We start from the raw sequence: 26,173 nt of genomic DNA, 5'->3' as shown, positions 1-26,173 counted from the left end.
GGAACCTCCAAACTTCAAATGTGGCTCTACCCCCTGAATCGAGTCTGGGGCAACCCACGGGATGCTTTGAAGAGAAGGTTCCAGCCTCCGCCCCCGGGGGCCCTTCTGATAAGGGCCAGACCTGTCGGGCAAGGATCCGGAGCGCCACCGGACAAACAAACCCCCGAACGCCCGCCCAAAGCTGGCGCTTCGAAACCTTGCCCGGCAACAATCGCGCCCTCAGAAGGAAACCGACCAGCCAACTGCACCCGGCCACACACATATCGTCTAGGTCGCAGATGATGCCGTTTTGAGGGCTCAAAACGCGCACTAATGCGACTCAGTTGGGCGGGGCGAGCTGGATCAGGCTGAGTGTGCCCCCCTGGGGATCCCGGATGGTGGCCAGTGAGCCTTCTTCCGGGTGGTCCTCAGGCTCCACCAGCACCTCACCGCCAGCGGACAGGGCAGCCTCGGCAGCTCGGCGAAGGTCTGCCACACCGAAGTAGACCTGCCAACCGGCATCGTCTCCTTCTTCGGCAGGAACAACCCCGGCCACCTCGTCCCCGTTCACCATCAGCGTCGAGTAGCTCCCGCCGTCGTCCTGGGGATATTCGGTGACCTCGTGCCCGAAAAGCTGCTGGAAGAATCCGACGGCGGCCTGCGGTTCCGGGGTCAGCAATTCGGCCCACGCCAAAGCGCCGTGCTCGTTGAAACGGTGGCTTCCCGTGTGCGTGCCCGCTTGCCAGATGCCCGTTGTTCCCCCGCCGGGTGGCGCTACGAAGGCCAAAGTTCCGGTATCCGCCACCTGCTCGGGTCCGAATTCGAGCTTGCCACCAGCATGGACGGCGTCCTCGGCGACTTCCTCGGCATCCGTCGCGGCCAGATAGATGTTCCATTGCCCATGGGTGCCGGCCGCTTCCTGAAGCGCATTCTGCGGCGCGATAACCGCCACCAGATCACGGCCCAGGAACGCCTGCGAGTAGCTGCGGCCATCCGGCGTGGGAAGGTCCTTGAAGGACCAGCCGAACAGCTTGCCGTAGAACTCCTTGGCTGCGGCAACGTCCCTTGTCTGGAGGTCCGCCCAGCATGGCTCCCCGCTGGCGTAGTGCGTCCGCGCGGTCATGCCGAGATCCCCGTCATGATGCTGAAGGCCGCGCCAGCCGGATCCATGAGGACAGCCATCCGCCCAATGCCGGGCACGTCGAATGCGGGGGCGATCACGTGGCTGCCCAGTTCCCCTGCCCGGGCCACGGTGAGGTCTACGTCCTCGACAGCAAAGTACGTCATCCAGTACGGCGAGAGGCCTTCGATAGGAAGATTCATTGCGCCGGCAACAGCCTTCCCGTCCACCACCAATTCCGTGTACTTCTGAAGATCGCCAGCGGGCCGGGTGTTGCTGGCACAGTCCGTGACTGCCTCGTAGAACGCCACCGCCTTTGGCACATCGTTGGTCTGGAGCTCGTTCCAGATCATGGTGCCGGGTTCGTTCACCAGCCCCGAACCGTGGTGGTTCCCGGCTTCCCAAAAACCGATCTGGGCGCCCGTGGGATCGGAAGCGAAGAACATGCGACCACCCCCGTTGGGCACGGCATCGGGCGGGAAGAGGATTGTCCCCCCGGCGGCAACGGCCCGCTCCGCAGCCTGGTCAACGGAATCCACGGCGATGTAGTTTGCCCAATACGACGGCATGCCCTCGGGAGCATCGGGCATCTGCTGCATCATGCCTGCAACGTATCTGCCCTTCAGCTTGGCCATGAAATACGTCATGCCCGGGCCGGCGTCCATGGCGTCCAGCTCCCAGCCGAAAAGGTCACTGTAAAACTTCCTGGAAACCTCAATGTCAGTGGAAGACAGGTCCACCCAACACGGTGTGCCCTGCTTGTACTGATCGACCTCCGGCATGGCGTTCCTTTCGCTGAACCTCGTCCCCCATCAACTTAGTACCGGGGTCTGGCAAGGACAACGAAATGGGTGATCTTAACCAAGCGAAGACCCGCAGGGTACGCCAATGGCTGGCGTGCCCTACGGGCCTTCTTCAGAGATTTCCGGCATCAGTGATGCGCGAACAAACCTTGATATACGACGGCGGTACGCAACTCAGTGCCCAAAAGCACCTGTTGGTTGCGACAGCTATCCGAGACGGCGGGTGTCTACCTCGTCGTCGTCGTCTTCCGCGTACTTGTCCTCATAAGCCGAGTAGTCCGGCTCCGGGGGATCTTCGGGGAAGTGGCTCTTTGCACGACTGGATGGGCCCGTGAGCTCACGCTCAAGTGCCGAGTAGTCAGTGTTCGGGGAGTAGTACTTGATGTCCCGAGCCTGCTTGGTAGCTTTTGCCTTTTGACGGCCGCGCCCCATGGCGTGACCCCCTTTTGTACTTGGACCGGAGGTGGTCACCTTGGCTATCGGTGAGGCCCCGGAATGTTTGGTCAATTTGTCGTATGTCTAGATTACATGGTTTCCGAGGTGCCTGCGTGCCACCTCCGAGCCGTGCCGGGCCTTTCAACACCCGAAAGCAGCTCAGGCCCCTCCCATGCACCCGAAAATTGGGTAGAGTCTGCCTCAATGCGGCGTCAGAGCAGGAAGGCACACCACTGGAATGAGTCAGGACAACACTCCACCCCGCGACGGTTCATCGCAAGAGCCCGGCGAAGACAAAGTACCGCCTGCCTCGAACGTGCCTCCCGCGCCCAGCCAGCCTCCGGTCCCGCCCCAGCCCCTTTCCCCGCCGCACCCGTTCACTCCGCCGGGCGGATACCCACAGCAGGGCCAGCCTCCCCAGCAGGGAACGTTCGGCCGGCCGGTCTATCCGGACGGGCCGGTTGATCCCGGCCAGCCGCCCTATGCACAAGACCCCGCCTACCCGCAGGAACCAGTTCACGGAGACGCGGTCAAACGCCAGCGGCTGGTCATTGGCGGGATCGTCCTCGGAGTCCTCCTTCTCATAGGCGTCGTCATCTGGGTGCTGTTGAACCTCCTGGGTACCCGCCCCGAAGCAGTTGCCCCCGCACCCACACCAACCGCCACTCTGGGACCGCTCCCCCGGGACACGGATGCCAAGGACTTCCAGGCCGGTGACTGCTTTGCCGACTTCGACCCCAACGCCACCAAAGCCAAGGTTGTTGCGTGCGACACCGAGCACACGGCCCAACTCGGAGCCGTCTTCACCTACGGACAGGACGATTCCTTCCCCGGAACAAATGCGCTCCGGGACAAAGGCCAGGAGGTGTGCAGGAGCATCAAGTTCAGTGACGCGGTCAACGAGTACACCAACCTGCTCCAGCAAAACGTCTACCCGAGTACCACCAGCTGGGACCGGGGCGATCGGCGGGTTGACTGCTTCATCGTGGTGAACACGGGAAGCACGCTCAAGGAGGACCTGCTCCGGAAGTAGCCGACGGGCCGCTTCCGGAGCATGCGATGGCTACTTCCGGCGGACCGAGAGGCCCGTACCGGCCGGCATGCCGCCGTCGAGGTCCAGGGACTCGAGCCCCTCGATGGTGAGTTCGTCGACGTCGGCCGCGGTGTCCACCAGCACGGTGTCCCCGTCGACGATTTCGCCGGCAAGGATCTCCTTGGCCAGCCGGTCCCCGATCTCACGCTGCACCAGGCGGCGCAACGGCCGGGCGCCGTAGGCGGGATCGTATCCGGACATCGCGAGCCAGGCGCGCGCACCGTCCGTCACTTCGAGGGTGAGCCGGCGGTCGCGCAGTCGCTTGGTCAGCTCCTCGACGTGAAGTTCCACTATCCTGGCCAGCTCTTCAACCGAGAGAGGATCGAACAGGACGATTTCATCCAGGCGGTTCAGGAACTCAGGCTTGAACGACGCCTGGACCACGGCCATGACCGCATCCCGCTTCGCCTTCGCGTCCAGGGACGTGTCCACCAGGAACTGGCTGCCCGAGTTCGACGTCAGCACCAGGATCGTGTTGCGGAAGTCCACGGTACGGCCCTGGCCGTCGGTGAGTCGGCCGTCGTCGAGCACTTGCAGGAGGATGTCGAACACCTCGGGGTGGGCCTTCTCCACCTCGTCCAGCAGCACCACCGAGTACGGCCGGCGACGGACGGCTTCGGTGAGTTGGCCGCCCTCTTCGTAGCCTACATATCCGGGAGGGGCACCGACCAGGCGGGCCACGGAGTGCTTTTCGCCGTACTCGGACATGTCGATCCGGATCATGGCGCGCTCGTCGTCAAAGAGGAAGTCAGCCAGGGCTTTGGCCAGCTCGGTCTTGCCGACACCTGTGGGACCCAGGAACAGGAACGAACCCGTGGGACGGTTGGGATCGCTGATGCCGGCCCGGGCACGGCGGACGGCGTCGGACACGGCCTGCACGGCCTTGGCCTGGCCGATCAGGCGTTTCCCGAGTTCGGCCTCCATGTGCAGCAGCTTTTGCGACTCACCTTGCAGCATGCGCCCGGCCGGGATCCCGGTCCAGGCCGAGATCACCTCGGCAATGTCGTCCGCCGTGACTTCCTCGGCCACCATGAGCTCGGGTTCTGAATCGCTGCGCGCGGACTCCTCCGCGGCTGCCGCGTTGAGCTCGCGTTCCAGCGCGGGCAGCTCGCCGTACAAAATGCGCGACGCCGATTCGAGGTCACCTTCGCGCTGGTGCTTTTCGGCGGCCGAGCGAAGCTCATCGATCTTGGCTTTGAGGTCACCCACCCGGTTGAGGCCGGCCTTCTCAGCTTCCCACCGGGCGTTCAGTGCGGCGAGGTTTTCCTTCTTGTCCGCCATGTCGGCGCGAAGGGCGGCCAGCCTCTCGACCGATGAAGGATCCGTCTCGCCCTGAAGGGCCAGTTCCTCCATGGTGAGCCGGTCGACGGCGCGGCGGAGCTGGTCGATCTCTTCCGGCGCGGAATCGATCTCCATGCGCAGGCGCGAGGCTGCCTCGTCCACCAGGTCGATGGCCTTGTCCGGCAGTTGGCGCCCCGAAATGTAGCGGTTGGACAGCGTTGCTGCCGCCACCAAGGCCGAGTCGGCGATGGCCACCTTGTGGTGCGCCTCGTAGCGTTCCTTGAGCCCGCGGAGGATGCCGATGGTGTCTTCCACGCTCGGCTCGCCCACGTAGACCTGCTGGAAACGGCGCTCCAGGGCAGGGTCTTTCTCGATGTTTTCGCGGTACTCGTCCAGGGTGGTGGCACCGATCAGGCGCAGCTCACCACGGGCCAGCATCGGCTTGAGCATGTTGCCCGCGTCCATGGCACTCTCGCCCGTGGCACCGGCGCCAACAACCGTGTGGATCTCGTCAATGAACGTGACAATCTGCCCGTTGGAGTTCTTGATCTCCTCCAGGACGGCCTTGAGGCGTTCCTCGAATTCGCCACGGTACTTGGCACCGGCCACCATCGAAGCAAGGTCCAGGGCGATGAGTGTCTTGCCGCGTAGGCTCTCCGGGACGTCGCCGGCCACCATGCGCTGGGCCAGACCTTCGACGACGGCCGTCTTGCCAACGCCGGGCTCACCAATGAGCACGGGGTTGTTCTTGGTGCGGCGGCTGAGGACCTGCACAACGCGCCGGATCTCGCTGTCGCGGCCGATCACCGGGTCAAGCTTGCCTGAGCGCGCCACCGCCGTCAGGTCCGTGCCGAACTTCTCCAACGCCTGGAACGTGTTCTCCGGGTCCGGCGAATTGACCTTGCGGTCGCCCCGGACACCCGGCAGGGCGGCGAGCAGCGCCTCATGGGAGGCACCGGCGTCGCGCAGTAATTTGCCGACGGCGTCACTTCCGGCCGAGAGTCCCAGCAGCAGGTGCTCGGTTGAGACGAAGGAGTCGCCCAGTTTGTCAGCGTCGGCTTGGGCGGCCTGGATGGCCTGCACAGTCTGACGGGATAGCTGGGCCTGCTGGACTGAACTGCCAGAGGACGAAGGCAGCGCCTTGATGGCGGAACTCGCCTGGACACTCACGGCATCCGGGTCGGCTCCGGTGGCGCGAAGGAGGGCCACGGCAACGCCTTCGCGCTGGTCCATGAGGGCCTTGAGAAGGTGGGCGGGCTCAACTTGCGGGTTACCGGCAGTAGAGGCGTTCATGGCGGCCGCAGAAAGGGCCTCCTGGCTTTTGGTGGTGAATTTGACGTCCAAAGAGAGCTCCCTTTCTGGAGTAGAACCAAGGATTACAAAGTTGAGTCTACTACGCTCAACTTTGGATTGGCCCGACTGTGTTCCATGTTTGCCCACGGCGAAACTGCTGTCCAGCCCTGGGCGTGGGCCGCGCCCACGTCCGCCATCCGCACCCACTCCCGCCAAGCGCACCCGAACCGGCAACGTCCCGCGCCCGTTCCCGCCGGGCGCACCCGTACGAGCGGGTGCGCACGGCGGAAAGTGGTGCGCACCTCTCCACGAACCCAGGAAGCGTTCCGGAAAAGGAAAAGTAGGCTGGGGCCATGGAACCCATTGCCTCGGCACAAGAGCTGGAAGAACTGATCGGACTCCCCTTGGATCGCGTGCGGAGGAAGGTCCGCAGTTCGCTCAGCGACTTCGACCGGCAATGGCTCGCGGCCAGCCCCTTCTGCGTCATTTCGACGGCGGACGCTCAAGGTCGCGTCGACGCCTCACCGAAGGGAGACCCCGCCGGGTTCATCGAGGTCCTGGACGGCACGACGATCGCCATCCCTGAGCGGCCCGGCAACAAACTCGCCTTCGGCTTCCGCAACATCCTGGTGAACCCGAACATAGGGATCCTTTCAGTTGTTCCAGGGCGCACGGACACCCTCCGCATCAATGGTCAGGCCCGGCTCGTCAGGGACGCGGAGTTCTTTGATCGCATGGTGGTCAAAGGGCATCGGCCCCGCGTTGCCATTGTTGTCTCCGTGGAGGAGGTCTTTACGCACTGCGGCAAGGCCTTCATGCGCAGCGGACTGTGGGAACCGGATTCGTGGGACAGCGAAGGGCTGCCCTCGATTGCCGCGCTTTCCCAGGCCTACACCCAGCCGGAGACCCCGTTGGCCGACTTGGAGTCCTACTACGGGCCGGCATATGCGGAGCGGATGTACAAGGAGTAGCGCCGGGCGCGAGGCGGCGCGCACGGCCGTCGTGCGCATCCCGAAGGTAAGCGAAAGCGATCCGTAAGCATTGACCCATGGCCCGCAGGGGACGCCCGCAGTACCCTGATCCAGGGAGAGAGTCTCAGGCGCGAAGGAGCGTCCCATGGAATGGATCCGTCCGGACAACCCGGACTATGACGAAACCCGAAAACTCTTCAATGCAATGATCGACCGCAGGCCGGCCGTCATCGCCAGATGCTCCAGTCCCGGCGAGGTGGCAGAGGCCCTCAAGTACGCCCGCGCGCACAACCTGGACGTCGCCGTCAGATCGGGTGGGCACTCGGTGGCCGGCATGTCCACCAACGACGGCGGACTTGTGGTCGATGTCCGGCCCATGAAGTCCGTCAGTGTGGACCCGGAGGCCAAGACCGTCACTGCCGGAGGCGGGCTCACGTGGGGCGAATTCGATCGGGCCACGCAGCAGCACGGATTGGCGGTCACGGGAGGCCGGGCCTCGACCACGGGCGTTTCAGGCTTCACGCTGGGCGGCGGCTCGGGTTGGCTGGAGCGCTCCTTCGGATTTGCCTGCGACAACCTGCTCTCCGTGGATCTGGTCACTGCATCCGGGGACCTCGTGACCGCGAGCGCGCACGAGAACCCCGAGCTGTTCTGGGCCCTGCATGGCGGCGGCGGAAACTTTGGGGTGGCTACATCGTTCACGTTCCAACTGCACGACCTCGGCCCGACCGTGATGGCCGGACTGACGCTGTTCCCGGGCGAGGCAGCCACGGACCTGACCCGGGCCTACCGCCAGATTGCCTTGGACGCACCGGATGCCGTTGGCACAGCGCTCGTCTACCTGACAGCACCTCCGGAAGAGTTCGTACCAGAGGACATGGTGGGCAAGCTGGCCGTCGGCATGGCCTATTTGTACGCGGGCGACGTGGAGGAGGGCGCGGAGTATGCCAAACCCTTCAAGGAACTTGGACCCACCGTGGACCTCGTAGGCCCCATGGGCTACGCCGACTTCCAGTGCATGATCGACGATCCTCCCGACCACTACAACTACTGGAGCGCCGACTACCACGACGAACTCAGCGACGAAGCCTTGGATATTGTTGTGGACTCTGCCCGGCGGCTGCCCAGCGCGCACTCGGAACAACTGATCGGGCGCTGGGGTGGGGCGGTGGCAGGACCGGCCGCGGACAATACTCCGTTGCTGAACCGCGGCGCGGCCTGGGTATCGCATCCGTTCGGCTTGGCCGAAACACCGGAGGGTGGGCAGGAAGCCAAGGCCTGGGTGAAGCAGTTCAGGAAGGACATCGCCCCGCACACAACCGGTGGGGTGTGGCTGAACTTCATTGGGGACGAAGGCCAGGACCGGATCGTGGCTGCCTACGGAGAGCAGAACTACCGGAGGCTCTCCAAGGTCAAAGCCCAATTCGATCCCGACAACACCTTCAGGGGCAACCAGAACATCCTGCCAGCAGAGCACTAACACTCCTTCCCAGTTGCCGTGATCAGCACCGGCAGAGAAGCCCGTGTTTCCGGGGTGGTGGTTCGGCGGTAGACACACCCCGATGGCCGGCAACTGGGAAGGATCGTCCACCCCGCCCGTTCCGTCGGTAGCCGCCGGAAAACTACACTGTGCCCATGGCCGTATACGTCGATCCACCGCTCTGGCCCGCCCACGGGACCGTGTTCTCCCACCTGGTCTCGGACAAGTCACTCGACGAGCTGCATGCCTTCGCGGCGGCGGCCGGAGTTCCAGAGAGGGCTTTCGACGGCGACCACTACGACGTGCCCGAGCGGCGGTATGACGACCTGGTCAAGGCGGGCGCCATCCCCGTGGAAGCCCGCGTGCTGGTGCGCAAACTCATCGCCAGCGGACTCCGGATCCCTGCCCGTGAACGGAACAAGGCCCTCACTGTCCCGCTGATGGAACGCTGGAACAGTACCTTCCCCGGCCACGAGGAACTGGGGTTGGAGTTGCTGGAACGCTGGGGTGAGGACAGCCGGAAATACCACGGCCGGACCCACTTGCTCGCGGTCCTGGAAGCGTTGGATGTGTTGACGGAACCCGCCCTTCCCGCGCGGACCGTTTGCCTTGCGGCTTGGTTCCACGACGCGGTCTACGAGGGCATCGCGGGCCAGGATGAGGAGGAGTCGGCCCGGCTCGCCGAAGACCGGTTGGCCTCTGCGGGCTTGGCCCCGGGCGACGTGGCAGAGGTTGCGCGCTTGGTCCGGTTGACGGACAAACACAGCCCCGAACCGGGCGACCACGCCGGAGCACTCCTGTGCGACGCGGACTTGTCCGTACTCGGGGGCGACGAACAGTCGTATGCCAGGTATGTGGCGGCCGTCCGCGAAGACTACGCCCACGTCAGCGACGCCGACTTCGCGAACGGGCGCGCCGCCGTCGTGCGCCACCTGCTGGGGCTGGACCCGCTCTTCCACGGCGACCGCGCCAAGGCCCTGTGGCTGGACGCCGCCCGGCGCAATCTGGCAGCCGAACTGGCATGAGCGAACCGGGAGCGCCGGAACGGCAACTGACGTATTCGGTGCGTTTTGAGTGGGGGCTCGACGGCGCCCGCGCCATAGTGCCGCACGCTGACCTGGCGGTGGTGGTTGACGTCCTCTCATTCACCACGTGCGTGAGCGTTGCGGTGGACCGCGGCGCTTCCGTGTACCCGTACCCGTGGCGGGATGCTTCGGCCAGCGAGTTCGCGGTCCACCATGGTGCTGCGCTGGCGGGACCGCGGGGTTCGGAAGGTTTGAGCCTGTCGCCGCTGAGCATCCGTCATGCAACGCATTTGGAACGGGTGGTGCTGCCTTCGCCCAACGGTTCGGCACTGAGTCATGAACTGGCAGCGTCAGCAGGGCAAGTGGTGGCCGTTTGCTTGCGCAACGCTGCCGCCACCGCCGACTGGGTGCACGCCACCCTGCCGGAGGATGCCGTGATTGCCGTGATAGCGGCAGGTGAGAAGTGGACCAGCGGCTCGTTGCGCCCCGCGTTGGAGGACCAGCTTGGCGCTGGCGCTTTCATTGCGGGACTGGCGGCGGCGGGCCGGCGGAACTTTGCCCCCGAGGCTGAATCTGCGGCAGCGGCCTTCGATGCCGCGGAACCGCGACTCGCTGCTGTGCTGCGAGGGTGCTCGAGTGGGCGAGAACTCGTAGACCGCGGGTTCGCGGAGGACGTTGCCATCGCCGCTGAGCTGGACGGCAGTTCCGTGGTCGCGTTGCTGCGGGACGGGGCGTTCCGAGCTGCTTGAGGGTTGCCCGTAGACTAGGAGGTGTGACCTCCTACCTCTTTGCCGCGCCCCCGCTAGCCAAGCCCGATGTAGAGCACGTGCTCGCGGTCCGTGGCATCGGGGGGGGCTACCGGCAGTACCGGATTCCGGCATTGGCGGTCAGCACTTCCGGAACCCTCCTGGCCGCGTACGACGGCAGGCCCAACCTCGACGACCTGCCCAACACCATCGACCTGTTGCTCCGCCGCAGCGAGGACAACGGCGTCACGTGGGAAGAGCAGCAAGTTGTCCGCACCGGCACCGGCCTTCACGGCTACGGCGATCCGAGCCTCCTGGTGGACACCGTGACAGGGCGGATCTTCATGTTCCATGCCGCCGGGACGCACGCGGGCTTCTTTGAAGCCGTGCCCGGACTGGATCCGGATAGCGACGTCCAGCACGCTGATGTCAGCTTTTCCGACGACGACGGCGACACCTGGCAGCATCGTCGGCTCACCGCCTCGCTCAAAACGGTTCACGAAGGAACCACGGGGTTGTTTGCTGCCGCGGGGCAAGGCATCTGCGTTCATACCGGCCCGCATAAAGGCAGGCTGGTACAGCAATACGTGCTGTTGGTGGACGGCGAAATCCAGGCGGCATCGGCGTACAGCGACGACCACGGAGAAACATGGAGTTTGGGCGCACTGATCGGAGCCGGCGTTGGCGGTGTGGGACCCAACGAGAACAAAGTAGTGTGCTTGGCGGACGGTCGCCTGCTGCTGCACTCCCGGGCCACGCCGTGCCGTTTGTCTGCGCTGTCCCACGATGGCGGACAGACCTGGAGTCCCCTGGAACCCGTTCCCGAGCTGCCGGATCCCAGCGACAACGGATCCCTTGCCCGCTTTGATGGCCTGCCTGGTTTTGAATCCTTGGCTTCCGTTGAGACCTCCGATTGGCTCATCGCGACGAACAACCAGGATCCCCATCTGCGACGCAACACCGTCCTGAGCCTCTCCCCGGACAACGGGATCACCTGGCCGGCAAAGCTCGTTATGTGTGAGGGCAGCTCTGCGTACTCCACGGCGACACGGCTGCCCGACGGCGACATCGGGGTCCTATACGAGCGCCAGGGCTACCGGGAAATCGTGTTCGCTTCGGTCCCTGCGGAGCAGCTGACCCGCCAGTTGGCTGAAAGCCGGGAACCCCTTCCCCGGGAGGAGCCGCTCACCTTTCACCTGGAACTGCGCTCCATTACGCCGGGGCGCCCGGCGGAGTGGCAAAACGCGGGGGAATTCCATGTGATTCCATCCAATAGCGACGGCCTGTGGGACGTCCAGACCTGGAAAGAAATCGGGCAAGGGTACGTCGGCCAGGACCAGGTTCTTGGAACCCGCGAAGCGCAGGACCTCAACTACGGCCCCATCATTCCCGGCTACAAAGCCGGGGACATCCTGGCCTTCACCGGACGGATCCGCAACGACGGCACTGAGCCGCTAGCCGCCGTCGTACTTCACGGACCGCACCGGGAGCACTTCGCGGCCGTTCGATTGGCGCCGGGCGAGCACTCTCTCTACTTCACGCCGAGCTACACCGTCACGGAGTCGGACCTGCTCACGGACACGCTGGAACTCAACTTCGCGGCAGAGTCCGACGGCGGGTCGGTACGTGTGGAGCGGGCGTTCCGTTTCGATCTACGCACCGGAGATGTGGTCGCCATTTAGCGGTAGCTGCTGACGAACGGCTGGTTGGTGGGAACGATCTGCTTGCCGAGGGGCATCAGCGAGACGGGGATCAGCTTCAGGTTGGCGATGGCCAGAGGGATGCCGATGATCGTAATGGCCATGGCCACGGCGGTGACCACGTGCCCGATCGCAATCCAGATGCCTGCCACCAAGAGCCAGATGACGTTGCCAAGCAGCGCGAAGACACCGGTTCCACCCGGCTTCTCCACCACCATCCGGCCGAACGGCCACAGACAGTACGCACCAATCCGGAACGAGGCAATACCCCATGGAATGGTCACGATGAGGACGCAGCAAATGATTCCTGCGGCGAAGTAACCGAGGGCCAGCCAGAAGCCGCCAAAAACCAGCCAAATGATGTTGAGCAGAGTTTTCATGTCCCCATTCTCTCGTGCGGGGAGGCCAAAAAGCCTAGGGGTCTGCCCTGACTGGCCCCTGACTTCCGGAGCCCACCCTCCCCACCCACCCACCCACCCCGGACGCTCTCTCACGAAACACCCCCTTCCGGGCGGACGCTCTCTCACCAAACACCCCCTTCACGCGGACGCTCTCTCACTGTGCCCACGACCAGACAGCCGGGGTGATAGAGCGATCCGAATATTGGGCGGTTTGGTGAGAGAGCGTCGGTTTTGTCGGAGCGTCGGCCTAGACTCGGTCACACGGCAGCGCCCGCGCCCGGCCCGTTCGGCGCCCCGGCATCCATGAACTACTCACCAAGGAGCACCATGAGCACGGCACAGCACACGCTTACCCTGACCCGCGACTTCGACGCCCCGCGCGAGAAGGTGTTCGAGGCTTGGATGGAGCCCGAGCAGCTCACCAAGTGGTTCGGCCCCGTGGAAGTGGATGCTCCCCTGGAAAAGATCATCGTCGAGCCCAGAATCGGTGGGGTCTGGCAAGTGGTCATGGCTTGGACGGACGATAACGGTCAGCAGGAAGCGCCGATTGAAGCCGTCATCACTGAGTTGGACGCCCCTGGCCTGCTCGTAGCAAAGGCCAAAGCCGCACCTGGCGCCGACCACGAGTACGAGGAAATGCACCTCGAATTCGAAGATCTGGGCGGCAACCGCACCAGGATGCACCTGACCCAGGGTCCGTTCGCATCCGAAGAGTGGGTGGAAATGACACGGGACGGCTGGGGCACGTCATTCGACAAGTTGGACGCAACGCTCGGATAGCTGGTGAGCGAGGGTCCGCCCCAAACGGCCGTTTCGTGAGAGAGGATCCGGCCAAAGCGGCCGTTTCGTGAGAGAGGATCCGGCCAAAGCGGCCGTTTCGTGAGAGAGGATCCGGCCAAAGCGGCCGTTTCGTGAGAGAGGGTCCGGACCAACCGGCCGTTTCGTGAGAGAGCGTCCGGCTCAAACGGCCGTTTCGTGAGAGAGGGTCCGGCCCAAGCGGCCGTTTGGTGAGAGAGCGTCAGGATTTGACGGCTTGGACGAACGCCCGGACCTTGGCCAGGTCCTTCACTCCGCGGGATGACTCCACCCCGGAGGACACATCCACGCCCCAGGCACCGGCGTCGGAAGCAGCAGACGAAACGTTCCCGGGTTCAAGGCCACCGGCCAACAACCAGGATCGTCCGTCGAGCCCCTTTTCGCGAACAGTCGCGTAATCCCAGGCTTCGCCCGAGCCCGGCACCGCGGCGTCGATCAGGAACAGGTCTTCGCCCAGATCACCGAACTCCTCCTGGGAGGCACCCATGGTGACTGCGCGGATGAGCCGCATGCCGGCGTCGTGCACTGTTTTGACGTCAGCCGCACTCCGGTGACCATGCAACTGAACCCAGGACAGGCCGGCCTCCCGTGCAACGGCAACGGCGTCCGCGGCGGACTCATGCCGGAAAACACCGACGGCCCGCACGGAGGCAGGCACCAGCGGAAGCAATGAACGGACAGTGGCCGGACTGACTTCGCGTGGGCTCGTCGTCAGGACGAAACCGACGGCGTCCGCCCCGGCGTCGACCGCTTCGCGCACGGATTCGGGCGTGCTCAAACCACACACTTTAACGAACATTCCGTGCCTCCAGCCGCCACGCGCCAAACAATCCTCTTATGACGTTAGCAAGTCACGCCCTCCACCGTTGAACCGCACTCCCCTACTAGGCTGGATGGATGGAGATCATCCGCTTTGCAGACATCCACCCCGAGCCGTGGCGCAATGGCGGCGGGGTGACCCGCGAACTCGCGAGCCATCCAAAGGCCGCATCGGCGCAGGACGGCGCGTGGGATTGGCGCATCAGCATCGCCGACGTCTCCAAAGCCGGCGACTTTTCGAGCTTCCCGGGCATGGAACGGGTCCTGACCATCATCGACGGCGAGCTCATGGTCCTCACCGTGGACGGGACCGAGCACCCGCTGGAGAAGTACCGCCCGTTCCGGTTCTCGGGCGAAGCCCCGTCCTCGGCCACGCTGCCCACCGGCGACATCCGCGACCTCAACGTCATTGCGCGGGCCGATAAGTTCAAGGGCTACGCGTCGATCGTGGAGATCTCCAAGAAGCGCCCCCATCCCGTCTTCGAGGGCCAGTTCGCGGTGCTGCTCGAGGGCAAGGCAACGGTGGTGCCCGGCGCAGCGGAAACGCCCGACGACGGCGAGCCGGCTCCCGCCGTCGAGGAACCCGTGGAGCTTTCGCGTTACGACGCCGTAGTGGGCTCCGACGTCCGCAGCCCGGAGATCTCCGGGCGTGGATTCGTCGCGGTCATTTCCATCGACCACGTCTAAGCGGTGACATTAACCACCAGAGGTGGCCACCATGCTCGGGAGTTGCTAGCCTGAAACCAAGGTTCCGCTCTGGGACCTCCGGACGACGGTTCAGTACCCGGCACGCGACAAGACTGGCCAAAGGATCTGTCATGTCGTGGTTAATCCTCATTCTTTCCGGCGCACTTGAGGCCGTCTGGGCCGCAGCCCTTCACCGTTCCAAGGGCTTCCGCAAGCCCGTCCCCACCATCGTCTTCCTGGTGTCGGTCATTGCCAGCACCGGCGGACTCGCGATCGCGATGCAATCCATCCCCACCGGTACGGCCTATGCCGTGTGGGTTGGCGTGGGTGTGGTGCTCACTTCGGCTTACGCCATGGTCACCAAGGTTGAACGTCCGACGGCGGCACGTCTGTTGCTGCTCGCAGGTATCGGGGCGTGCGTGGTCGGCCTGAAGGTGGTGGCGTAGCCATGACGACGGGAACCACCACCCAGCGCTCAACCAAGACCGGCATTTTCTGGCTGGTTCTCCTGGCCTCGGCCATCCTTGAAGCTGTATGGGCCACCGCATTGGGCCTGTCCAACGGCTTCACTCAACTTGCTCCCACGCTCGTCTTTGCCGTGACCGCCACACTGAGCATGATCGGACTCGGCATCGCCGTAAAACGGATTCCACTCGGGACGGCCTATGCCGTCTGGGTGGGAATTGGTGCAGCGCTGACTGTTGGTTGGGCCATGATCACCGGCGTCGAACCTGCGAGTCCGCTGAAGCTGCTCTTTATCGCGGGAATCGTGGGGTGTGCTGCCGGGTTGAAGGCCCTGCCGGCCAGTAAGACCGGGAACGACCCCGAATAGCCCTCCGGGCTGGGAGTCCCTTTCGACGGCTCGCTGCGCGTTAGACGGTTCCTCCCGTCTAACGCGCAGCGAGCCATCGAATCGGGCCCGGAATACCCGCGGCATATGCGGAGTTCACGCCTAGGAAAGCCCTTCACAGCACAACGCATTGGAGACATTCATGGCTGCAGTACACCTCGGCGACGGCCTCACCGTCAGCCCGCTCGGTTTCGGGGGCATGGCCCTCACACCGGTCTACGGGGGCATCGATCCGACCGAAGGACTCAACACGCTCCGGCACGCAGTGGACGCGGGCATCACGTTCATCGACACAGCCGATGTCTACGGGGCCGGCAGCAACGAGGAACTCGTCGGGAAGCTCCTGAACGGACGCCGTGACGAGATCCAGTTGGCCACGAAGTTCGGAATAGAGGGCAACCCCGCGGACGGGTACACGGGTGTCCGCGGGGATGCGCCCTACGTCAAGCAGGCGGTGGAAGCGAGCCTCCGCCGCCTGGACACTGACGTCATTGACCTCTACTACCTGCACCGCCGCGACCTCCGCGTTCCGATTGTGGAAACCGTGGAGGCCATGGCGGAGCTGGTCCGTGAGGGCAAGGTCCGGCACCTCGGACTGTCCGAAGTGACAGCCGAGGAGCTCAGGCAGGCCAACGCCGTCCATCCCATTGCCGCGGTCCAGAGTGAATGGTCCATCTGGAGCAGGGATGTTGAGCAACACGTTGTTCCTGCAGCCAAGGAGCTTGGCGTTGGGTTCGTGCCGTATTCGCCGCTGGGCCGCGGGTTCCTCACGGGAACCGTCAGCGCGGGCGACCTCGGCGAGAACGACTTCCGCCATAAGATCCCCCGGTTCGGCGAAGGAGCCCTTGATGCCAACCAGGCTGTGGTTGGCGCCGTTCGGGAGGTAGCCGCGCAACTCGAAGCTACCCCGGCGCAAGTGGCCTTGGCATGGCTCTTTGAACAGGGCCGCCGGATCGGAATTCCGGTGGTTCCCATCCCCGGCACGCGCAAAACGCACCGGATCGACGAGAACCTGGGGGCGCTGTCCCTGCAACTGGGAACAACACAACTTGAGGTACTCGACCAGGCCGCCAACGCCGTCGTGGGTTCACGCTCCGCCGACCCCAACTGGGTGTCGCAGGGCCGCGAAGCCAACCACGTAGGCTGAACGCATGGATTCGCTTATTCACTCACTCCGCGACGTCACCATCCGGAGCATTTCAGTCAGCGAGATGAACAACAACGTGTACCTGCTCACGTCCAAAGCGACGGGTGCACAATTGTTGATCGACGCAGCCGACGACCTTCCAGCCATCCAGCAACTGCTCCAAGACAGCGCCGCCGACACGTCCGAGCCAACCAAGCTGCTCCGGATCGCCACCACCCACCAGCACTGGGACCACGTCCGGGCGCTCCCGGAGCTGGTGAAGGTTGCCGGGGCCACCACCTCAGCGGGAACGGACGACGCCGATGCGTTGCCCGTTCCGGTGGATGTCCGGCTTGGTCACGGCGACGTTGAGCGGTTCGACGACTTCGAGATCCGGGCAGTCCACCTGCGTGGGCACACACCGGGTTCGATCGCGTTCGTGTACCAGGATCCGGAAGGGCCTGCCCACATCTTCAGTGGCGACTCGCTGTTTCCAGGCGGCGTCGGCAACACACAGAACGATTCCGTACGTTTCACATCACTGTTGAACGACGTCACGGAACGACTGTTCGATGCCTACCCGGATGACACGTTGGTGCACCCCGGCCACGGCTTGCCCACGACCCTCGGGACCGAGCGGCCCCACTTGGAAGAGTGGCGCGCCCGCGGCTGGTAGAGCACTCGTTGCGGGGCCTGCTCTGCGCACCATTCCTACGAAATAGAGCGCCGAGCGGGCCTCACAACGTTGCTTCCAAACTTGCGGGGCCTGCTCTGCGCGCCATTCCTAAGGAATAGAGCGCGGAGCGGGCCTCACAACGTGGGTGGGTCGGACCTTAGCGGCCGCGGCGCTCGTTGGAGGCCGGAGCCGAGGCACGGCGCGGACCACTGCGGGCGGGACGACCCGAGCCGGATCCACCGCGTCCGGAGTTACCCGAACCGTAGGATCCACCCGACGTTCCGCCGGTGTTCGAGGACCACACGGCCTTGTTTCCGGACGAACGAGTAGTCGTGGCCGAGGCCGAACGCGGAGCAGAAGCCGAAGCCGGACGCTGCCCACCGGAGGCACGCTGACCGGTAGCCGGGCGACCGCTGCGGCTGTTCTGGCCCTGCGAGCCGGGAACGTCGTTGCGGTGCGTGGCACCCGACTTGCCGCGACCGCGCGGGGTGCGGGCGACGTCGTCGTTCATTGCCGCGCGACGTTCGGCGCGGCTCAGGTCCGTGCGGACCGGCTCGGCCGCGACCTTGCCACGGCCACCGCGACCGCCACGGCCACCCGCGGTGGGTGCAGCCTGGCCGGAGCGGCGGGCACGCTTGCGCTGCGCGTTGGCGCCAGTGGACGAACCGCCGCCCTGCTGCGGGAGCTTCGCCGCGAGCAGTGCCGCACGGGTACGGGGGTCAACCTTGTCCGCGACGTCACCCACGAGCTCGGCAACCAGCGGAGAATTCGCCGTCACGCGTTCGAAGTTCACGTCAACGCCGGCGGCGCGCATGAGCTTCTTGACGTCCTGCTGCTGCTCCGGGAGGGTCAGCGTGACCACGGTGCCATCCGAACCGGCGCGGGCCGTACGGCCGGAGCGGTGCAGGTAAGCCTTGTGCTCTGTGGGCGGGTCCACGTGGATAACGAGTTCGACGTCGTCCACGTGCACGCCACGGGCAGCGACGTCGGTAGCCACCAGGACCCGGACCTCACCGCTGGAGAACTCGGCCAGGTTACGGTCGCGGGCGTTCTGCGACAGGTTGCCGTGCAGATCCACGGCGGGGATGCCGGCGTCCGTCAGGGTCTTGGCAAGCTTGCGGGCGTGGTGCTTGGTCCGCATGAAGAGGACGCGGCGGCCGGCACCGGAGGCCAGTTCGACGATGAGCTGCTTCTTGACGGTCTGGTCGTTGACCACCAGGACGTGGTGTTCCATGGTGGTGACGGCGGCCTGGGGATCGTCCACGGAGTGTGTCAGCGGGTTGGACAGGTAACGGTTGACCAGCTTGTCAACACCGTTGTCCAGCGTCGCGGAGAAGAGCAGGCGCTGACCCTGCTTGGGGGTCATGTCCATGAGCTTCTTGACCACCGGGAGGAAGCCGAGGTCTGCCATGTGGTCTGCCTCGTCCAGGACGGTGACCTCAACAGCCTCAAGCGTCAGGATGCGCTGGCGGATCAGGTCTTCGAGGCGGCCCGGGCAGGCGATGACGATGTCGACGCCGGCACGCAGCGCCTTCTCCTGGCGAGCCTGGGAGATGCCGCCGTAGATCACCGTGGTGTTCAGGCCCATGGCCTTGGCCAGCGGCTCCACCGTGGCGTTGATCTGGGTGGCAAGCTCGCGGGTCGGAGCAAGGACCAGGCCCATGGGGCGGCCGGGCTTGCGGAAGTAGCCTGCCTCGCGCTCGGCCAAGCGGGCCACGAGCGGGATGGCGAAAGCGATGGTCTTGCCGGAGCCGGTGCGGCCACGGCCCAGGACGTCGCGGCCTGCGAGCGTATCCGGGAGGGTCTTCACCTGGATGGGGAATGCCTCTTCGATGCCGTCTGCGGCGAGGGAGTCAGCAATGGCCTTGGGCGTGCCAAGGGCAGCAAAAGTAGTCATGTACTTCATGTCTTTCGGGCGGTGTCCTGTTGCGGACATCGGCCCCCGACGCCGGTTGGGCCAGGGGTTCGCCGAGGAAAAGTCAGGTGGTCTACCGGTTCGCTGCAGCAGCGGTGGCCGGGACCAAATGGAACGCGTTCATCGACGCAGGATGTGCCTCTCACATGAAAAATGCCCCGTCGCGCAGCCTGTCAGGCCACCTGCTTCAGGGCGTCACCGCACATCAAGTGTTCCCAGTCTAGCAGTGTCCGCGGTTTCCCCTTGCATCGCCCCCCTGCACACCTGCGTTGCGGGGCCCGCTCTACGTGCTTTCGGGCGTTCAAAGGGCGCAAAGCGGGCCCCACAACGGAGTGAGGTTAAGGGTGGTTGGCGAGCTCAGCTTGGGCGTCCGGGGCTTGGGACAGCGCGGGACGGGTGGCGACGCGCGGTGCCACCACAACCCCGACGACGGCGATGATCGCCGTCAGTGCGAAGACCGCCGCAAACGAGTCCGTCGTCGTGAATGCCGCGAAGACAAGTCCCGTAGAGGCGAGCGCCAAGGCACCACCGAGCGAATCGGAGATGGACATGGCGGCGCTGTTGAAGCCTTGGTTCTCCTTGGTGGAGAGAGCCAGGGTCATCACGCTGAGCCGGGGGTACATGAGCCCCATGCCAAAGCCGGCAAAGAGCCAGCCACCAATAGCAAGGACCGGTGGAAGGTTCAGGGCAGCCGTAACGAACGCCAGGGCGATGGCTGCCAGCACCAGGAACGCCCCAACCCGCACGGCGAACGCGTCAGCCAGCCGCGACCCCAGCCTCCCCTGTAAGGCCGATGCCCCGGCCCACGCCAGTGCGGCACCGGTCAGCGTGAGTCCGGCGAACGTTGGCGTAAACGCGTAGCGCTCCGTCAGCAGGTAGGGAAGGTAGACCTCGGCGCCGAAAAACGCCGCCGAAGCGAGGCCACGGGACAGGATGACGCTCGGCAGCCCCCGCCGGGCCATCAGGGTTCCGCGGGGAACCAAGGGACGGACGGCCACCACAGCAAGGACAAGCGCGACGGCGGCAATCGCCCCGCCCACGCCCGGAACCTCGGCTGACAGGTTCAGTCCCAAGACAGTCAACGCGGCAAGTGCGGCCCAGCCCATGCGTCCGAAGGCCCACGGTACGGGTTCGGTTTGAGTGGCAGGCGCCATCCCCCGCATGGCCGGAACCACCATGGCCAGCGCGGGAACCACCAAGCCGACGACGCCCAGGAACACCCAGTGCCAACTGCTGAGCTGCGCCACGACTCCTGCTGCGAACGGCCCAACCAGTGAAGGAACCACCCAGGACGCGGCGAAGGCGGCGAAGATCTTAGCGTGCAGCACCGGCGGGTAGATCCTGGCCACCAGGACGTAAAGCGCAACGGTCATCGCACCGCCGCCGAGCCCTTGGACCAGCCTGCCCAGCACCAGCATCTCCATGGTCAAGGCAGTACCGGCAATCAGGAGGCCCGCCACGAACAGCGCCACGGAGGCATACAGCGGTGCCCGAGGCCCACGACGGTCCGACCAGTTGCCCGCGCCCACCATACCCATCACACCCGTAGCCAACGGACCCGCGAAGGCCAGCGCATAAAGGCTGGCGCCATTCAGGTCCCGGCTCACCACCGGCATGATGGTGGTCACCGCGAGCGACTCGAAGGCGCTCAGGAACACAAGCGCGCAGGTGCCAACGGTGGCCAGGAGGTAGGGACGGCGCAGAATACCGGCCGTGGAGGTGTCAGAGGTCATGGACGCAACCCTAGAACCTCAACTAATGTTGAGGTCAATCCACCACGCCCGGCACCGGGAGGTCCGACCATGCCGCAAGTCGAAGGCAGCATCCACCGTGCCCTGAGCATCGGTGAACTGTCCGAGCGGAGTGGTGTCTCGCCGTCGGCCCTTCACTTCTACGAACGCAACGGGCTCATCACGGCCGAACGGACACCGGGCAACCAACGGCGGTATGCACGCGAGACGCTGCGCCGCGTCGCTTTCATCAAGACCTCCCAGCGCGTGGGCTTGCCGCTCAAGGACATCCGCGAAGCGTTGGACTCGTTGCCGAACGGCCGCACTCCCACCAAGCGGGACTGGACCCGACTGTCCCTGCGCTGGCGCAAAGAGCTCGACGAACGGATCGCTGCCTTGCAGCACCTGCGGAACGACCTGGATGGATGCATCGGCTGCGGGTGCCTGAGCCTGAAATCGTGCACCCTGCAGAACCCGTCCGACGAACTCGGGGCGACAGGCGCAGGGGCGCAGCGGTGGAGTGCGCCCAACTGACTGGCAGTAGTGGTTGTTCTGAGCCCTTCGAAAACAACCCCTAATGCCAGTTAGTTGGGTTTGCCGAAACGGCAACGAGGCTTGCCTCCCATTGGCGGCACCCGGCACGCTTGAGCCATGGCTGAACACACTCACGACGGCGGCACCCACCAGCACGGCGACCAGCAAGGCCGTTTGAACCTCCACGAAGACGCAGACAACGCCGTGGACATGTGGGACGGAATGTACAGGGAGCGCCCGAAAATCTGGAGCGGCAACCCCAACCCCCAACTGGTGGTCGAAGCGGGCAGCCTGGAACCGGGGACGGCCCTGGACTTGGGCTGCGGCGAGGGCGGGGACGCCATTTGGCTCGCCAAGCAAGGCTGGCAAGTCACAGCAATGGACGTTTCCGCGGTTGCACTGGAGCGGGGAGCCGAGCATGCCGCAGAGAACGGCCAGCAGGACCGCATCACCTGGCAGCAACAGGATCTTGCCGAGTGGACTCCCGAGCCGGTGTTCGACTTCGTCTCGGCCCAGTTCCTCCACTCCCCCTTACTGCCATGGCGCGACTCAACGGCAAAGGCAGCAGCGGCGGTAGCTCCGGGCGGGACACTGCTGATCGTTGGACACCACCCGCATGGCCTGGCGCCGTGGGGGAACCACCACGCACCGGGCATGTTCTACACGCCGGACGAGCTCACGGAATCACTCGGCCTGGAGCAGGGGCCATGGACTGTTGAGGTCACGGAAGCCCGGGAGCGCACCATCGAAGATCCGGAGGGCAATCCCGCGACCATCCTGGACACTGTCCTTCGGGCCACGAAGAGGGCCTGACCCGGCTGGCCCGACTCGTGACCGCGGCACCCACCCCGAGTGCTGCGGTGGGCACCCAGGCCGACTGCCGTCGTCGTACCTATACGAAATCCGGTAGCAGTTCTCCGTAAGGTGCCACCACTTTGCCCGTTGCCGTCGAGTCCGGGTTGAGCATCCAGCCCACACGCTTGGCGGTGTTGAGCATGACGACGCTCTCCACGAGTTCCACGCCGGGGATGCGCTGTTGGATGGCCAACTCCATCTCCATGACCTCGGCCAGCGTGCGGAGCCACATGATCATGGTGAAGTTGGTGCGGCCTGTGGTGGAGGCGGAGAAGCGGACGTTCCTGATGGCGCGGAGTTCGGTTGCGGCGGCCTCGTGCTGTCCGGCGGGGACGTTGGCGAACCACTGCACGGTGACCGGGTAGCCGGAAAACTTCTGGGCGATCTCGCAGCGGAAGGACAGCATCCTGCTGGCGAGCACGCGACCCAGTTGGCGCTGCACCGTGGCAGGATGCCGGCCCAGTGCCCTCGCGATTTCGGCCGCCGAGGCTCGTCCATCACGGGCGAGGAACGGGATGAGGGCCAGATGGCTTTCCGGCAGCGGGACCACAATGGCGTCGGGAGCCGAGGGATTGGCGGACTCGGGTCCGGCGAGCGCACGGAGGGCCTGCTGTTCAGCTTTGCTCAGCACATTCAATCGCCACGCATAGCCGCTCGTGTGGATCCGCGTGCAGAGGGACGTGTGGTACTTGATCAGCCCCCGGACTTCCTTGAGCCGTGGGAGCAGATTGGTGCTGAACTGGTCCAGGTCCTCCGTGATGACGGTCAGGGTCAGGTCGCGGTTGCTCGCGGCTTCCTCCACGGTGATCACCTCCGGAAGTTCGGCCACGGCAGCGGTCACCTCGGGCCGCAGGTTCATATCGCAGTCGATGTCCACCATGGCCAGGCACATGTTCTTCGGATCACCCATGAGGTGGGCGGTAGTCCACGCTGCACCGACGGCCCTCAACCGGTCCCATCGCGCCGCCAAGGTGGTGGCGTGGACACCCAGGACCTCGCCGGCGTCGGACCAGCTGATACGGGGTGAAATCTGCAAGGCGTTGATGAGGCGCAGATCTTCTTCGCTGAGTTCCATAGGTCAATTCTCTCCCATGGGTGCATGAATCCTGTGTTTCGTGATCAAGGATGCGTATTTCCAGATGTTTTCGGGACTGTGAATCAGGTCACCTCAGAATGGCATGAGGAACCCGTAGCCGAGCACCACAGGAGAACGAATGACCATCGCCGCCGACGCCAAGGAACTGCAGGAGGACATCGTCCGCCTTCGCCACGATCTCCACCGCGAACCGGAAATCGGCCTGCAACTCCCCCGCACCCAGGAAAAGGTGCTCAGGGCGCTGGATGGACTCCCGTACGAAATCACGCTGGGCAAAGACACGACGTCGGTCACCGCCGTCCTGCGCGGCGGCGCGGCCCACGCTTCAGCCGAGAAGCCCGTGGTCCTCCTGCGCGCCGACATGGATGGCCTGCCCGTCCAGGAAACCACCGGCGTCCACTACACCTCCCGTGTTGACGGAGCGATGCATGCCTGCGGACACGACCTCCACACGTCCATGCTTGCCGGAGCCGCCACCCTGCTGGCCGAGCGTCGTGAGCAGTTGGCCGGCGACGTGGTCCTCATGTTCCAGCCCGGCGAAGAAGGCTTCGACGGCGCAAGCTACATGATCAACGAAGGCGTTCTGGATGCCGCCGGCCGCCGCGTGGACGCCGCCTACGGGATGCACGTCTTCTCGTCACTGGAGCCGCATGGCCAGTTCGTCACCAAGAACGGCGTGATGCTGAGCTCGTCGGACGGCCTGGTGGTCACAGTCTTGGGAGCCGGCGGCCACGGCTCAGCGCCCCACTCGGCCAAGGACCCCGTGACGGCCGCCGCCGAGATGGTCACAGCCCTGCAGGTCATGGTCACCCGCCAGTTCAACATGTTCGATCCTGTTGTCCTCACCGTCGGGGTGCTGCACGCGGGAACCAAGCGCAACGTCATTCCGGAAACTGCCCGCATTGAAGCCACCATCCGGACCTTCTCCGAAGAGTCCCGGCAGAAGATGATGGTGGCAGTACCCAAACTGCTCAAAGGAATCGCCTCGGCCCACGGTTTGGAGGTGGACGTGGACTACCAGCAGGAATACCCCCTCACCATCAACGATGAGGACGAGACGAACACGGCCGAAAAGGTCATCGCAGGCATGTTCGGCGAATCCCGCCTCACCCGCATGGCCACTCCCCTGAGCGGTTCCGAGGACTTCTCCCGCGTCCTCGCCGAGGTTCCCGGAACGTTCGTGGGACTCAGCGCGGTGGCCCCCGGTGCCGACCACGCGACGTCGCCCTTCAACCACTCGCCGTACGCAACATTCGACGACGGCGTCCTCACCGACGGCGCGGCGCTCTACGCCGAACTCGCCGTTTCCCGCATCGCCACCCTTTCCGCCAACTAGCCCCACCGCCCCCCTTGGAGAACCCCATGACCACTACCGTTGGAACGTCCCCCGACGCCAAGGTCCACAAGTCCCACCTGCGCACGCTGGTGGGAACCGGCATCGGCAACGCCGTTGAATGGTACGACTGGGCCATTTACGCCACGTTCTCGCCGTTCATCGCGAGTGCCCTGTTCAGTTCGGCCGACCCCACCTCCGCCGTCCTGTCCACCTTGGCGATCTTCGCCGTCGGATTCGTCGCCCGCCCGTTCGGTGGCTTCGTGTTCGGCTGGATCGGCGACCGGATTGGCCGCAAGACGTCCATGACCATCGCCGTGGCCTTGGGCGCGATCGGCAGCCTGCTGATCGGCATCGCACCGACCTTCGCAGCCGTTGGCGCCTTCGCCTCCGTGATGCTGCTGGTGGCCCGGCTCATCCAGGGCCTGGCGCACGGTGGCGAGTTGCCGTCGTCGCAAACGTACTTGTCCGAGATGGCGCCCAAGGAGAAGCGCGGTTTCTGGGCGACCCTCATCTACACCTCCGGCACGGCAGGCATCCTGGCCGGAACGCTGCTGGGTGCGATCCTCACCGCCGTCCTGAGCAAGGACGACATGAGCGCCTGGGGTTGGCGCATTCCGTTCCTGATCGGCGGCGCGCTGGGTGTGTACGCCCTGATTATGCGGGCCAAGATGAAGGAAACCGAAGCTTTCGAAGCCGAGGCTCCCAAGGAAAAGCGTGCGCCGATGTGGCCGCAGATTGTGAAGTACCGCAAGCAGGCCCTGCAGGTGATCGGCCTGACCGTTGGCCTCACGGTGGTCTACTACATTTGGGGCGTCGTGGCACCGAGCTACGCGGCCACGACGCTGAAGATGGACCGCGGTGCAGCTCTCTGGGCCGGCGTGATCGCCAACATCCTGTTCATCGCTGCCCTGCCGTTCTGGGGTCGTCTCTCCGACAGGATCGGCCGCAAGCCCGTCCTGATCATGTCCTCGGCCGGCGCCGCTTTGTTCCACTTCCCCATGACGTGGCTCCTCAAGGATTCGCCGTGGCAGCTCACGGTTTCCATGGCCGTGATGTTGTTCTTCATCGCCGGCAGCGCCTCGATTGTTCCGGCTGTCTACGCTGAGCTCTTCCCGACGCACATCCGCACGGTAGGTGTGGGCGTTCCGTACTCCATCTGTGTCGCAGCATTCGGCGGCACGGCCCCGTACCTGCAGACCTGGCTCGGCACCATCGGCCAGGGGTACCTGTTCAACGTGTACGCCGTGATCTTGTTGGTGATCAGCATCGCCTTCGTGTTCACGATCCCCGAGACCAAGGGCAAGGACCTCACCGTCTAACCCCCGCCCTCCCAAGTAGGGGGGCTTTTTTGGGGGGGTGTGGGGGGAAAAAAACCCCCAAAAACACCCAGAAAAAATGTTTGGTTT

Annotated in this window: 25 protein-coding genes and 1 riboswitch; of the genes, 16 read left to right on the top strand and 9 right to left on the bottom strand. The window is 64.9% G+C overall.

Going from position 1 to position 26,173, the window contains the following annotated elements; all coding sequences use genetic code 11:
- Positions 1 to 319: 319 nt before the first annotated feature.
- From ACFVSJ_RS23920 to ACFVSJ_RS23910, 3 genes are all read right to left on the bottom strand, one after another.
- A complete protein-coding gene (locus tag ACFVSJ_RS23920; protein WP_387439611.1) occupies positions 320 to 1,102 on the bottom strand; it encodes a VOC family protein in 783 nt (260 codons plus the stop codon).
- A complete protein-coding gene (locus ACFVSJ_RS23915) occupies positions 1,099 to 1,881 on the bottom strand; it encodes a VOC family protein (protein WP_387439610.1) in 783 nt (260 codons plus the stop codon). The genes ACFVSJ_RS23920 and ACFVSJ_RS23915 overlap by 4 nt, the downstream gene beginning before the upstream one ends.
- Before the next feature lie 228 nt (positions 1,882 to 2,109).
- Complete coding sequence (locus tag ACFVSJ_RS23910; RefSeq protein WP_347108543.1) at positions 2,110 to 2,334, bottom strand: DUF3073 domain-containing protein; 225 nt, start codon at positions 2,332 to 2,334, stop codon at positions 2,110 to 2,112.
- Between the two features lie 241 nt (positions 2,335 to 2,575).
- On the opposite strand from ACFVSJ_RS23910, the gene ACFVSJ_RS23905 reads away from it, so the two are divergent.
- Positions 2,576 to 3,370: a septum formation family protein gene (locus tag ACFVSJ_RS23905; RefSeq protein WP_387439609.1), complete on the top strand. Its 795-nt coding sequence runs from the start codon at positions 2,576 to 2,578 to the stop codon at positions 3,368 to 3,370.
- 30 nt (positions 3,371 to 3,400) lie between these two features.
- On the opposite strand, the gene clpB is transcribed toward ACFVSJ_RS23905, so the two are convergent.
- Entirely contained in the window at positions 3,401 to 6,055 is a 2,655-nt protein-coding gene (gene clpB / locus ACFVSJ_RS23900; RefSeq protein ID WP_387439608.1) for an ATP-dependent chaperone ClpB, read from the bottom strand.
- Between the two features lie 302 nt (positions 6,056 to 6,357).
- Here clpB and ACFVSJ_RS23895 point away from each other — a divergent pair, with 302 nt between their 5' ends.
- From ACFVSJ_RS23895 to ACFVSJ_RS23875, 5 genes are all read left to right on the top strand, one after another.
- Positions 6,358 to 6,975, top strand: a complete 618-nt coding sequence (locus ACFVSJ_RS23895) for a pyridoxamine 5'-phosphate oxidase family protein (RefSeq protein WP_387439607.1) — start codon at positions 6,358 to 6,360, stop codon at positions 6,973 to 6,975.
- A gap of 145 nt (positions 6,976 to 7,120) precedes the next feature.
- Positions 7,121 to 8,455 carry an FAD-binding oxidoreductase gene (locus ACFVSJ_RS23890; protein WP_387439606.1) on the top strand — a complete coding sequence of 445 codons (1,335 nt, stop codon included), beginning with the start codon at positions 7,121 to 7,123 and terminating at the stop codon, positions 8,453 to 8,455.
- 155 nt (positions 8,456 to 8,610) lie between these two features.
- Positions 8,611 to 9,480, top strand: coding sequence for a DUF4031 domain-containing protein (locus ACFVSJ_RS23885; RefSeq protein ID WP_387439605.1), 870 nt, complete (start codon positions 8,611 to 8,613; stop codon positions 9,478 to 9,480).
- On the top strand, positions 9,477 to 10,229 hold the full coding sequence (locus ACFVSJ_RS23880) for a 2-phosphosulfolactate phosphatase (protein WP_387439604.1): 753 nt from the start codon (positions 9,477 to 9,479) through the stop codon (positions 10,227 to 10,229). Before ACFVSJ_RS23885 ends, ACFVSJ_RS23880 begins: the two co-directional genes overlap by 4 nt.
- 23 nt (positions 10,230 to 10,252) lie before the next feature.
- Complete coding sequence (locus ACFVSJ_RS23875; RefSeq protein ID WP_387439603.1) at positions 10,253 to 11,908, top strand: exo-alpha-sialidase; 1,656 nt, start codon at positions 10,253 to 10,255, stop codon at positions 11,906 to 11,908.
- Here the strand turns inward: ACFVSJ_RS23875 and ACFVSJ_RS23870 are convergent.
- Positions 11,905 to 12,306 (bottom strand): YccF domain-containing protein, encoded by a 402-nt coding sequence (locus tag ACFVSJ_RS23870; RefSeq protein WP_387439602.1) that lies wholly within the window; start codon positions 12,304 to 12,306, stop codon positions 11,905 to 11,907. The two genes, ACFVSJ_RS23875 and ACFVSJ_RS23870, sit on opposite strands and share 4 nt — an antisense overlap.
- Positions 12,307 to 12,654: 348 nt before the next feature.
- On the opposite strand from ACFVSJ_RS23870, the gene ACFVSJ_RS23865 reads away from it, so the two are divergent.
- Entirely contained in the window at positions 12,655 to 13,107 is a 453-nt protein-coding gene (locus tag ACFVSJ_RS23865; protein ID WP_387439601.1) for an SRPBCC domain-containing protein, read from the top strand.
- A 238-nt stretch (positions 13,108 to 13,345) separates the two neighbouring features.
- Here ACFVSJ_RS23865 and ACFVSJ_RS23860 read toward each other — a convergent pair whose 3' ends face one another.
- Positions 13,346 to 13,942: a phosphoribosylanthranilate isomerase gene (locus ACFVSJ_RS23860; protein WP_387439600.1), complete on the bottom strand. Its 597-nt coding sequence runs from the start codon at positions 13,940 to 13,942 to the stop codon at positions 13,346 to 13,348.
- 98 nt (positions 13,943 to 14,040) lie between these two features.
- On the opposite strand from ACFVSJ_RS23860, the gene ACFVSJ_RS23855 reads away from it, so the two are divergent.
- From ACFVSJ_RS23855 to ACFVSJ_RS23835, 5 genes are all read left to right on the top strand, one after another.
- Positions 14,041 to 14,649 (top strand): HutD family protein, encoded by a 609-nt coding sequence (locus ACFVSJ_RS23855; RefSeq protein WP_387439599.1) that lies wholly within the window; start codon positions 14,041 to 14,043, stop codon positions 14,647 to 14,649.
- A gap of 56 nt (positions 14,650 to 14,705) precedes the next feature.
- A riboswitch (guanidine-III (ykkC-III) riboswitch) is annotated at positions 14,706 to 14,771 on the top strand.
- Between the two features lie 9 nt (positions 14,772 to 14,780).
- Positions 14,781 to 15,095 carry a DMT family transporter gene (locus tag ACFVSJ_RS23850; protein WP_387439598.1) on the top strand — a complete coding sequence of 105 codons (315 nt, stop codon included), beginning with the start codon at positions 14,781 to 14,783 and terminating at the stop codon, positions 15,093 to 15,095.
- 2 nt (positions 15,096 to 15,097) lie between these two features.
- Positions 15,098 to 15,481 carry a DMT family transporter gene (locus tag ACFVSJ_RS23845; protein WP_387439597.1) on the top strand — a complete coding sequence of 128 codons (384 nt, stop codon included), beginning with the start codon at positions 15,098 to 15,100 and terminating at the stop codon, positions 15,479 to 15,481.
- A 160-nt stretch (positions 15,482 to 15,641) separates the two neighbouring features.
- Complete coding sequence (locus tag ACFVSJ_RS23840) at positions 15,642 to 16,646, top strand: aldo/keto reductase (protein ID WP_387439596.1); 1,005 nt, start codon at positions 15,642 to 15,644, stop codon at positions 16,644 to 16,646.
- A 4-nt stretch (positions 16,647 to 16,650) separates the two neighbouring features.
- Positions 16,651 to 17,301 carry an MBL fold metallo-hydrolase gene (locus ACFVSJ_RS23835; protein WP_387439595.1) on the top strand — a complete coding sequence of 217 codons (651 nt, stop codon included), beginning with the start codon at positions 16,651 to 16,653 and terminating at the stop codon, positions 17,299 to 17,301.
- A gap of 157 nt (positions 17,302 to 17,458) precedes the next feature.
- On the opposite strand, the gene ACFVSJ_RS23830 is transcribed toward ACFVSJ_RS23835, so the two are convergent.
- Positions 17,459 to 19,198, bottom strand: a complete 1,740-nt coding sequence (locus tag ACFVSJ_RS23830; RefSeq protein WP_387439594.1) for a DEAD/DEAH box helicase — start codon at positions 19,196 to 19,198, stop codon at positions 17,459 to 17,461.
- Between the two features lie 356 nt (positions 19,199 to 19,554).
- Entirely contained in the window at positions 19,555 to 20,949 is a 1,395-nt protein-coding gene (locus tag ACFVSJ_RS23825; protein ID WP_387439593.1) for an MFS transporter, read from the bottom strand.
- A 69-nt stretch (positions 20,950 to 21,018) separates the two neighbouring features.
- Between ACFVSJ_RS23825 and soxR the strand changes: the two genes are divergently transcribed.
- Positions 21,019 to 21,480 carry a redox-sensitive transcriptional activator SoxR gene (soxR, locus tag ACFVSJ_RS23820; protein WP_387439592.1) on the top strand — a complete coding sequence of 154 codons (462 nt, stop codon included), beginning with the start codon at positions 21,019 to 21,021 and terminating at the stop codon, positions 21,478 to 21,480.
- A 117-nt stretch (positions 21,481 to 21,597) separates the two neighbouring features.
- Positions 21,598 to 22,293, top strand: a complete 696-nt coding sequence (locus ACFVSJ_RS23815) for an SAM-dependent methyltransferase (RefSeq protein WP_387439591.1) — start codon at positions 21,598 to 21,600, stop codon at positions 22,291 to 22,293.
- A 79-nt stretch (positions 22,294 to 22,372) separates the two neighbouring features.
- Here ACFVSJ_RS23815 and ACFVSJ_RS23810 read toward each other — a convergent pair whose 3' ends face one another.
- The gene (locus tag ACFVSJ_RS23810) at positions 22,373 to 23,410 is read right to left on the bottom strand and encodes an Lrp/AsnC family transcriptional regulator (RefSeq protein WP_387439590.1); all 1,038 of its coding nucleotides are present in this window, start codon (positions 23,408 to 23,410) and stop codon (positions 22,373 to 22,375) included.
- 139 nt (positions 23,411 to 23,549) lie between these two features.
- Here ACFVSJ_RS23810 and ACFVSJ_RS23805 point away from each other — a divergent pair, with 139 nt between their 5' ends.
- Positions 23,550 to 24,767: a M20 family metallopeptidase gene (locus ACFVSJ_RS23805; protein ID WP_387439589.1), complete on the top strand. Its 1,218-nt coding sequence runs from the start codon at positions 23,550 to 23,552 to the stop codon at positions 24,765 to 24,767.
- Between the two features lie 26 nt (positions 24,768 to 24,793).
- Positions 24,794 to 26,086 carry an MFS transporter gene (locus tag ACFVSJ_RS23800; protein ID WP_387439588.1) on the top strand — a complete coding sequence of 431 codons (1,293 nt, stop codon included), beginning with the start codon at positions 24,794 to 24,796 and terminating at the stop codon, positions 26,084 to 26,086.
- Positions 26,087 to 26,173: the final 87 nt, after the last annotated feature.

The sequence above is a fragment of the Paenarthrobacter sp. NPDC058040 genome, assembly GCF_042885775.1.
In the GTDB taxonomy this organism is placed as follows: Bacteria; Actinomycetota; Actinomycetes; order Actinomycetales; family Micrococcaceae; genus Arthrobacter.
Note: the sequence above shows the minus strand (reverse complement) of the source record. Positions and strands in the feature narration are given on the sequence as shown.

Excerpts from the sequence above, each read along its gene's own strand:
- ACFVSJ_RS23870 (WP_387439602.1), bottom strand. The coding sequence starts at position 12,306 with ATGAAAACTCTGCTCAACATCATTTGGCTGGTTTTTGGCGGCTTCTGG.
- ACFVSJ_RS23825 (WP_387439593.1), bottom strand. The coding sequence starts at position 20,949 with ATGACCTCTGACACCTCCACGGCCGGTATTCTGCGCCGTCCCTACCTC.
- ACFVSJ_RS23905 (WP_387439609.1), top strand. The coding sequence starts at position 2,576 with ATGAGTCAGGACAACACTCCACCCCGCGACGGTTCATCGCAAGAGCCC.
- ACFVSJ_RS23890 (WP_387439606.1), top strand. The coding sequence starts at position 7,121 with ATGGAATGGATCCGTCCGGACAACCCGGACTATGACGAAACCCGAAAA.
- ACFVSJ_RS23850 (WP_387439598.1), top strand. The coding sequence starts at position 14,781 with ATGTCGTGGTTAATCCTCATTCTTTCCGGCGCACTTGAGGCCGTCTGG.
- ACFVSJ_RS23885 (WP_387439605.1), top strand. The coding sequence starts at position 8,611 with ATGGCCGTATACGTCGATCCACCGCTCTGGCCCGCCCACGGGACCGTG.
- ACFVSJ_RS23810 (WP_387439590.1), bottom strand. The coding sequence starts at position 23,410 with ATGGAACTCAGCGAAGAAGATCTGCGCCTCATCAACGCCTTGCAGATT.
- ACFVSJ_RS23915 (WP_387439610.1), bottom strand. The coding sequence starts at position 1,881 with ATGCCGGAGGTCGATCAGTACAAGCAGGGCACACCGTGTTGGGTGGAC.
- ACFVSJ_RS23910 (WP_347108543.1), bottom strand. The coding sequence starts at position 2,334 with ATGGGGCGCGGCCGTCAAAAGGCAAAAGCTACCAAGCAGGCTCGGGAC.
- ACFVSJ_RS23815 (WP_387439591.1), top strand. The coding sequence starts at position 21,598 with ATGGCTGAACACACTCACGACGGCGGCACCCACCAGCACGGCGACCAG.
- ACFVSJ_RS23880 (WP_387439604.1), top strand. The coding sequence starts at position 9,477 with ATGAGCGAACCGGGAGCGCCGGAACGGCAACTGACGTATTCGGTGCGT.
- ACFVSJ_RS23860 (WP_387439600.1), bottom strand. The coding sequence starts at position 13,942 with ATGTTCGTTAAAGTGTGTGGTTTGAGCACGCCCGAATCCGTGCGCGAA.
- ACFVSJ_RS23855 (WP_387439599.1), top strand. The coding sequence starts at position 14,041 with ATGGAGATCATCCGCTTTGCAGACATCCACCCCGAGCCGTGGCGCAAT.
- ACFVSJ_RS23865 (WP_387439601.1), top strand. The coding sequence starts at position 12,655 with ATGAGCACGGCACAGCACACGCTTACCCTGACCCGCGACTTCGACGCC.
- ACFVSJ_RS23840 (WP_387439596.1), top strand. The coding sequence starts at position 15,642 with ATGGCTGCAGTACACCTCGGCGACGGCCTCACCGTCAGCCCGCTCGGT.
- ACFVSJ_RS23835 (WP_387439595.1), top strand. The coding sequence starts at position 16,651 with ATGGATTCGCTTATTCACTCACTCCGCGACGTCACCATCCGGAGCATT.
- ACFVSJ_RS23845 (WP_387439597.1), top strand. The coding sequence starts at position 15,098 with ATGACGACGGGAACCACCACCCAGCGCTCAACCAAGACCGGCATTTTC.
- ACFVSJ_RS23800 (WP_387439588.1), top strand. The coding sequence starts at position 24,794 with ATGACCACTACCGTTGGAACGTCCCCCGACGCCAAGGTCCACAAGTCC.
- ACFVSJ_RS23830 (WP_387439594.1), bottom strand. The coding sequence starts at position 19,198 with ATGACTACTTTTGCTGCCCTTGGCACGCCCAAGGCCATTGCTGACTCC.
- ACFVSJ_RS23805 (WP_387439589.1), top strand. The coding sequence starts at position 23,550 with ATGACCATCGCCGCCGACGCCAAGGAACTGCAGGAGGACATCGTCCGC.
- ACFVSJ_RS23920 (WP_387439611.1), bottom strand. The coding sequence starts at position 1,102 with ATGACCGCGCGGACGCACTACGCCAGCGGGGAGCCATGCTGGGCGGAC.
- soxR (WP_387439592.1), top strand. The coding sequence starts at position 21,019 with ATGCCGCAAGTCGAAGGCAGCATCCACCGTGCCCTGAGCATCGGTGAA.
- ACFVSJ_RS23895 (WP_387439607.1), top strand. The coding sequence starts at position 6,358 with ATGGAACCCATTGCCTCGGCACAAGAGCTGGAAGAACTGATCGGACTC.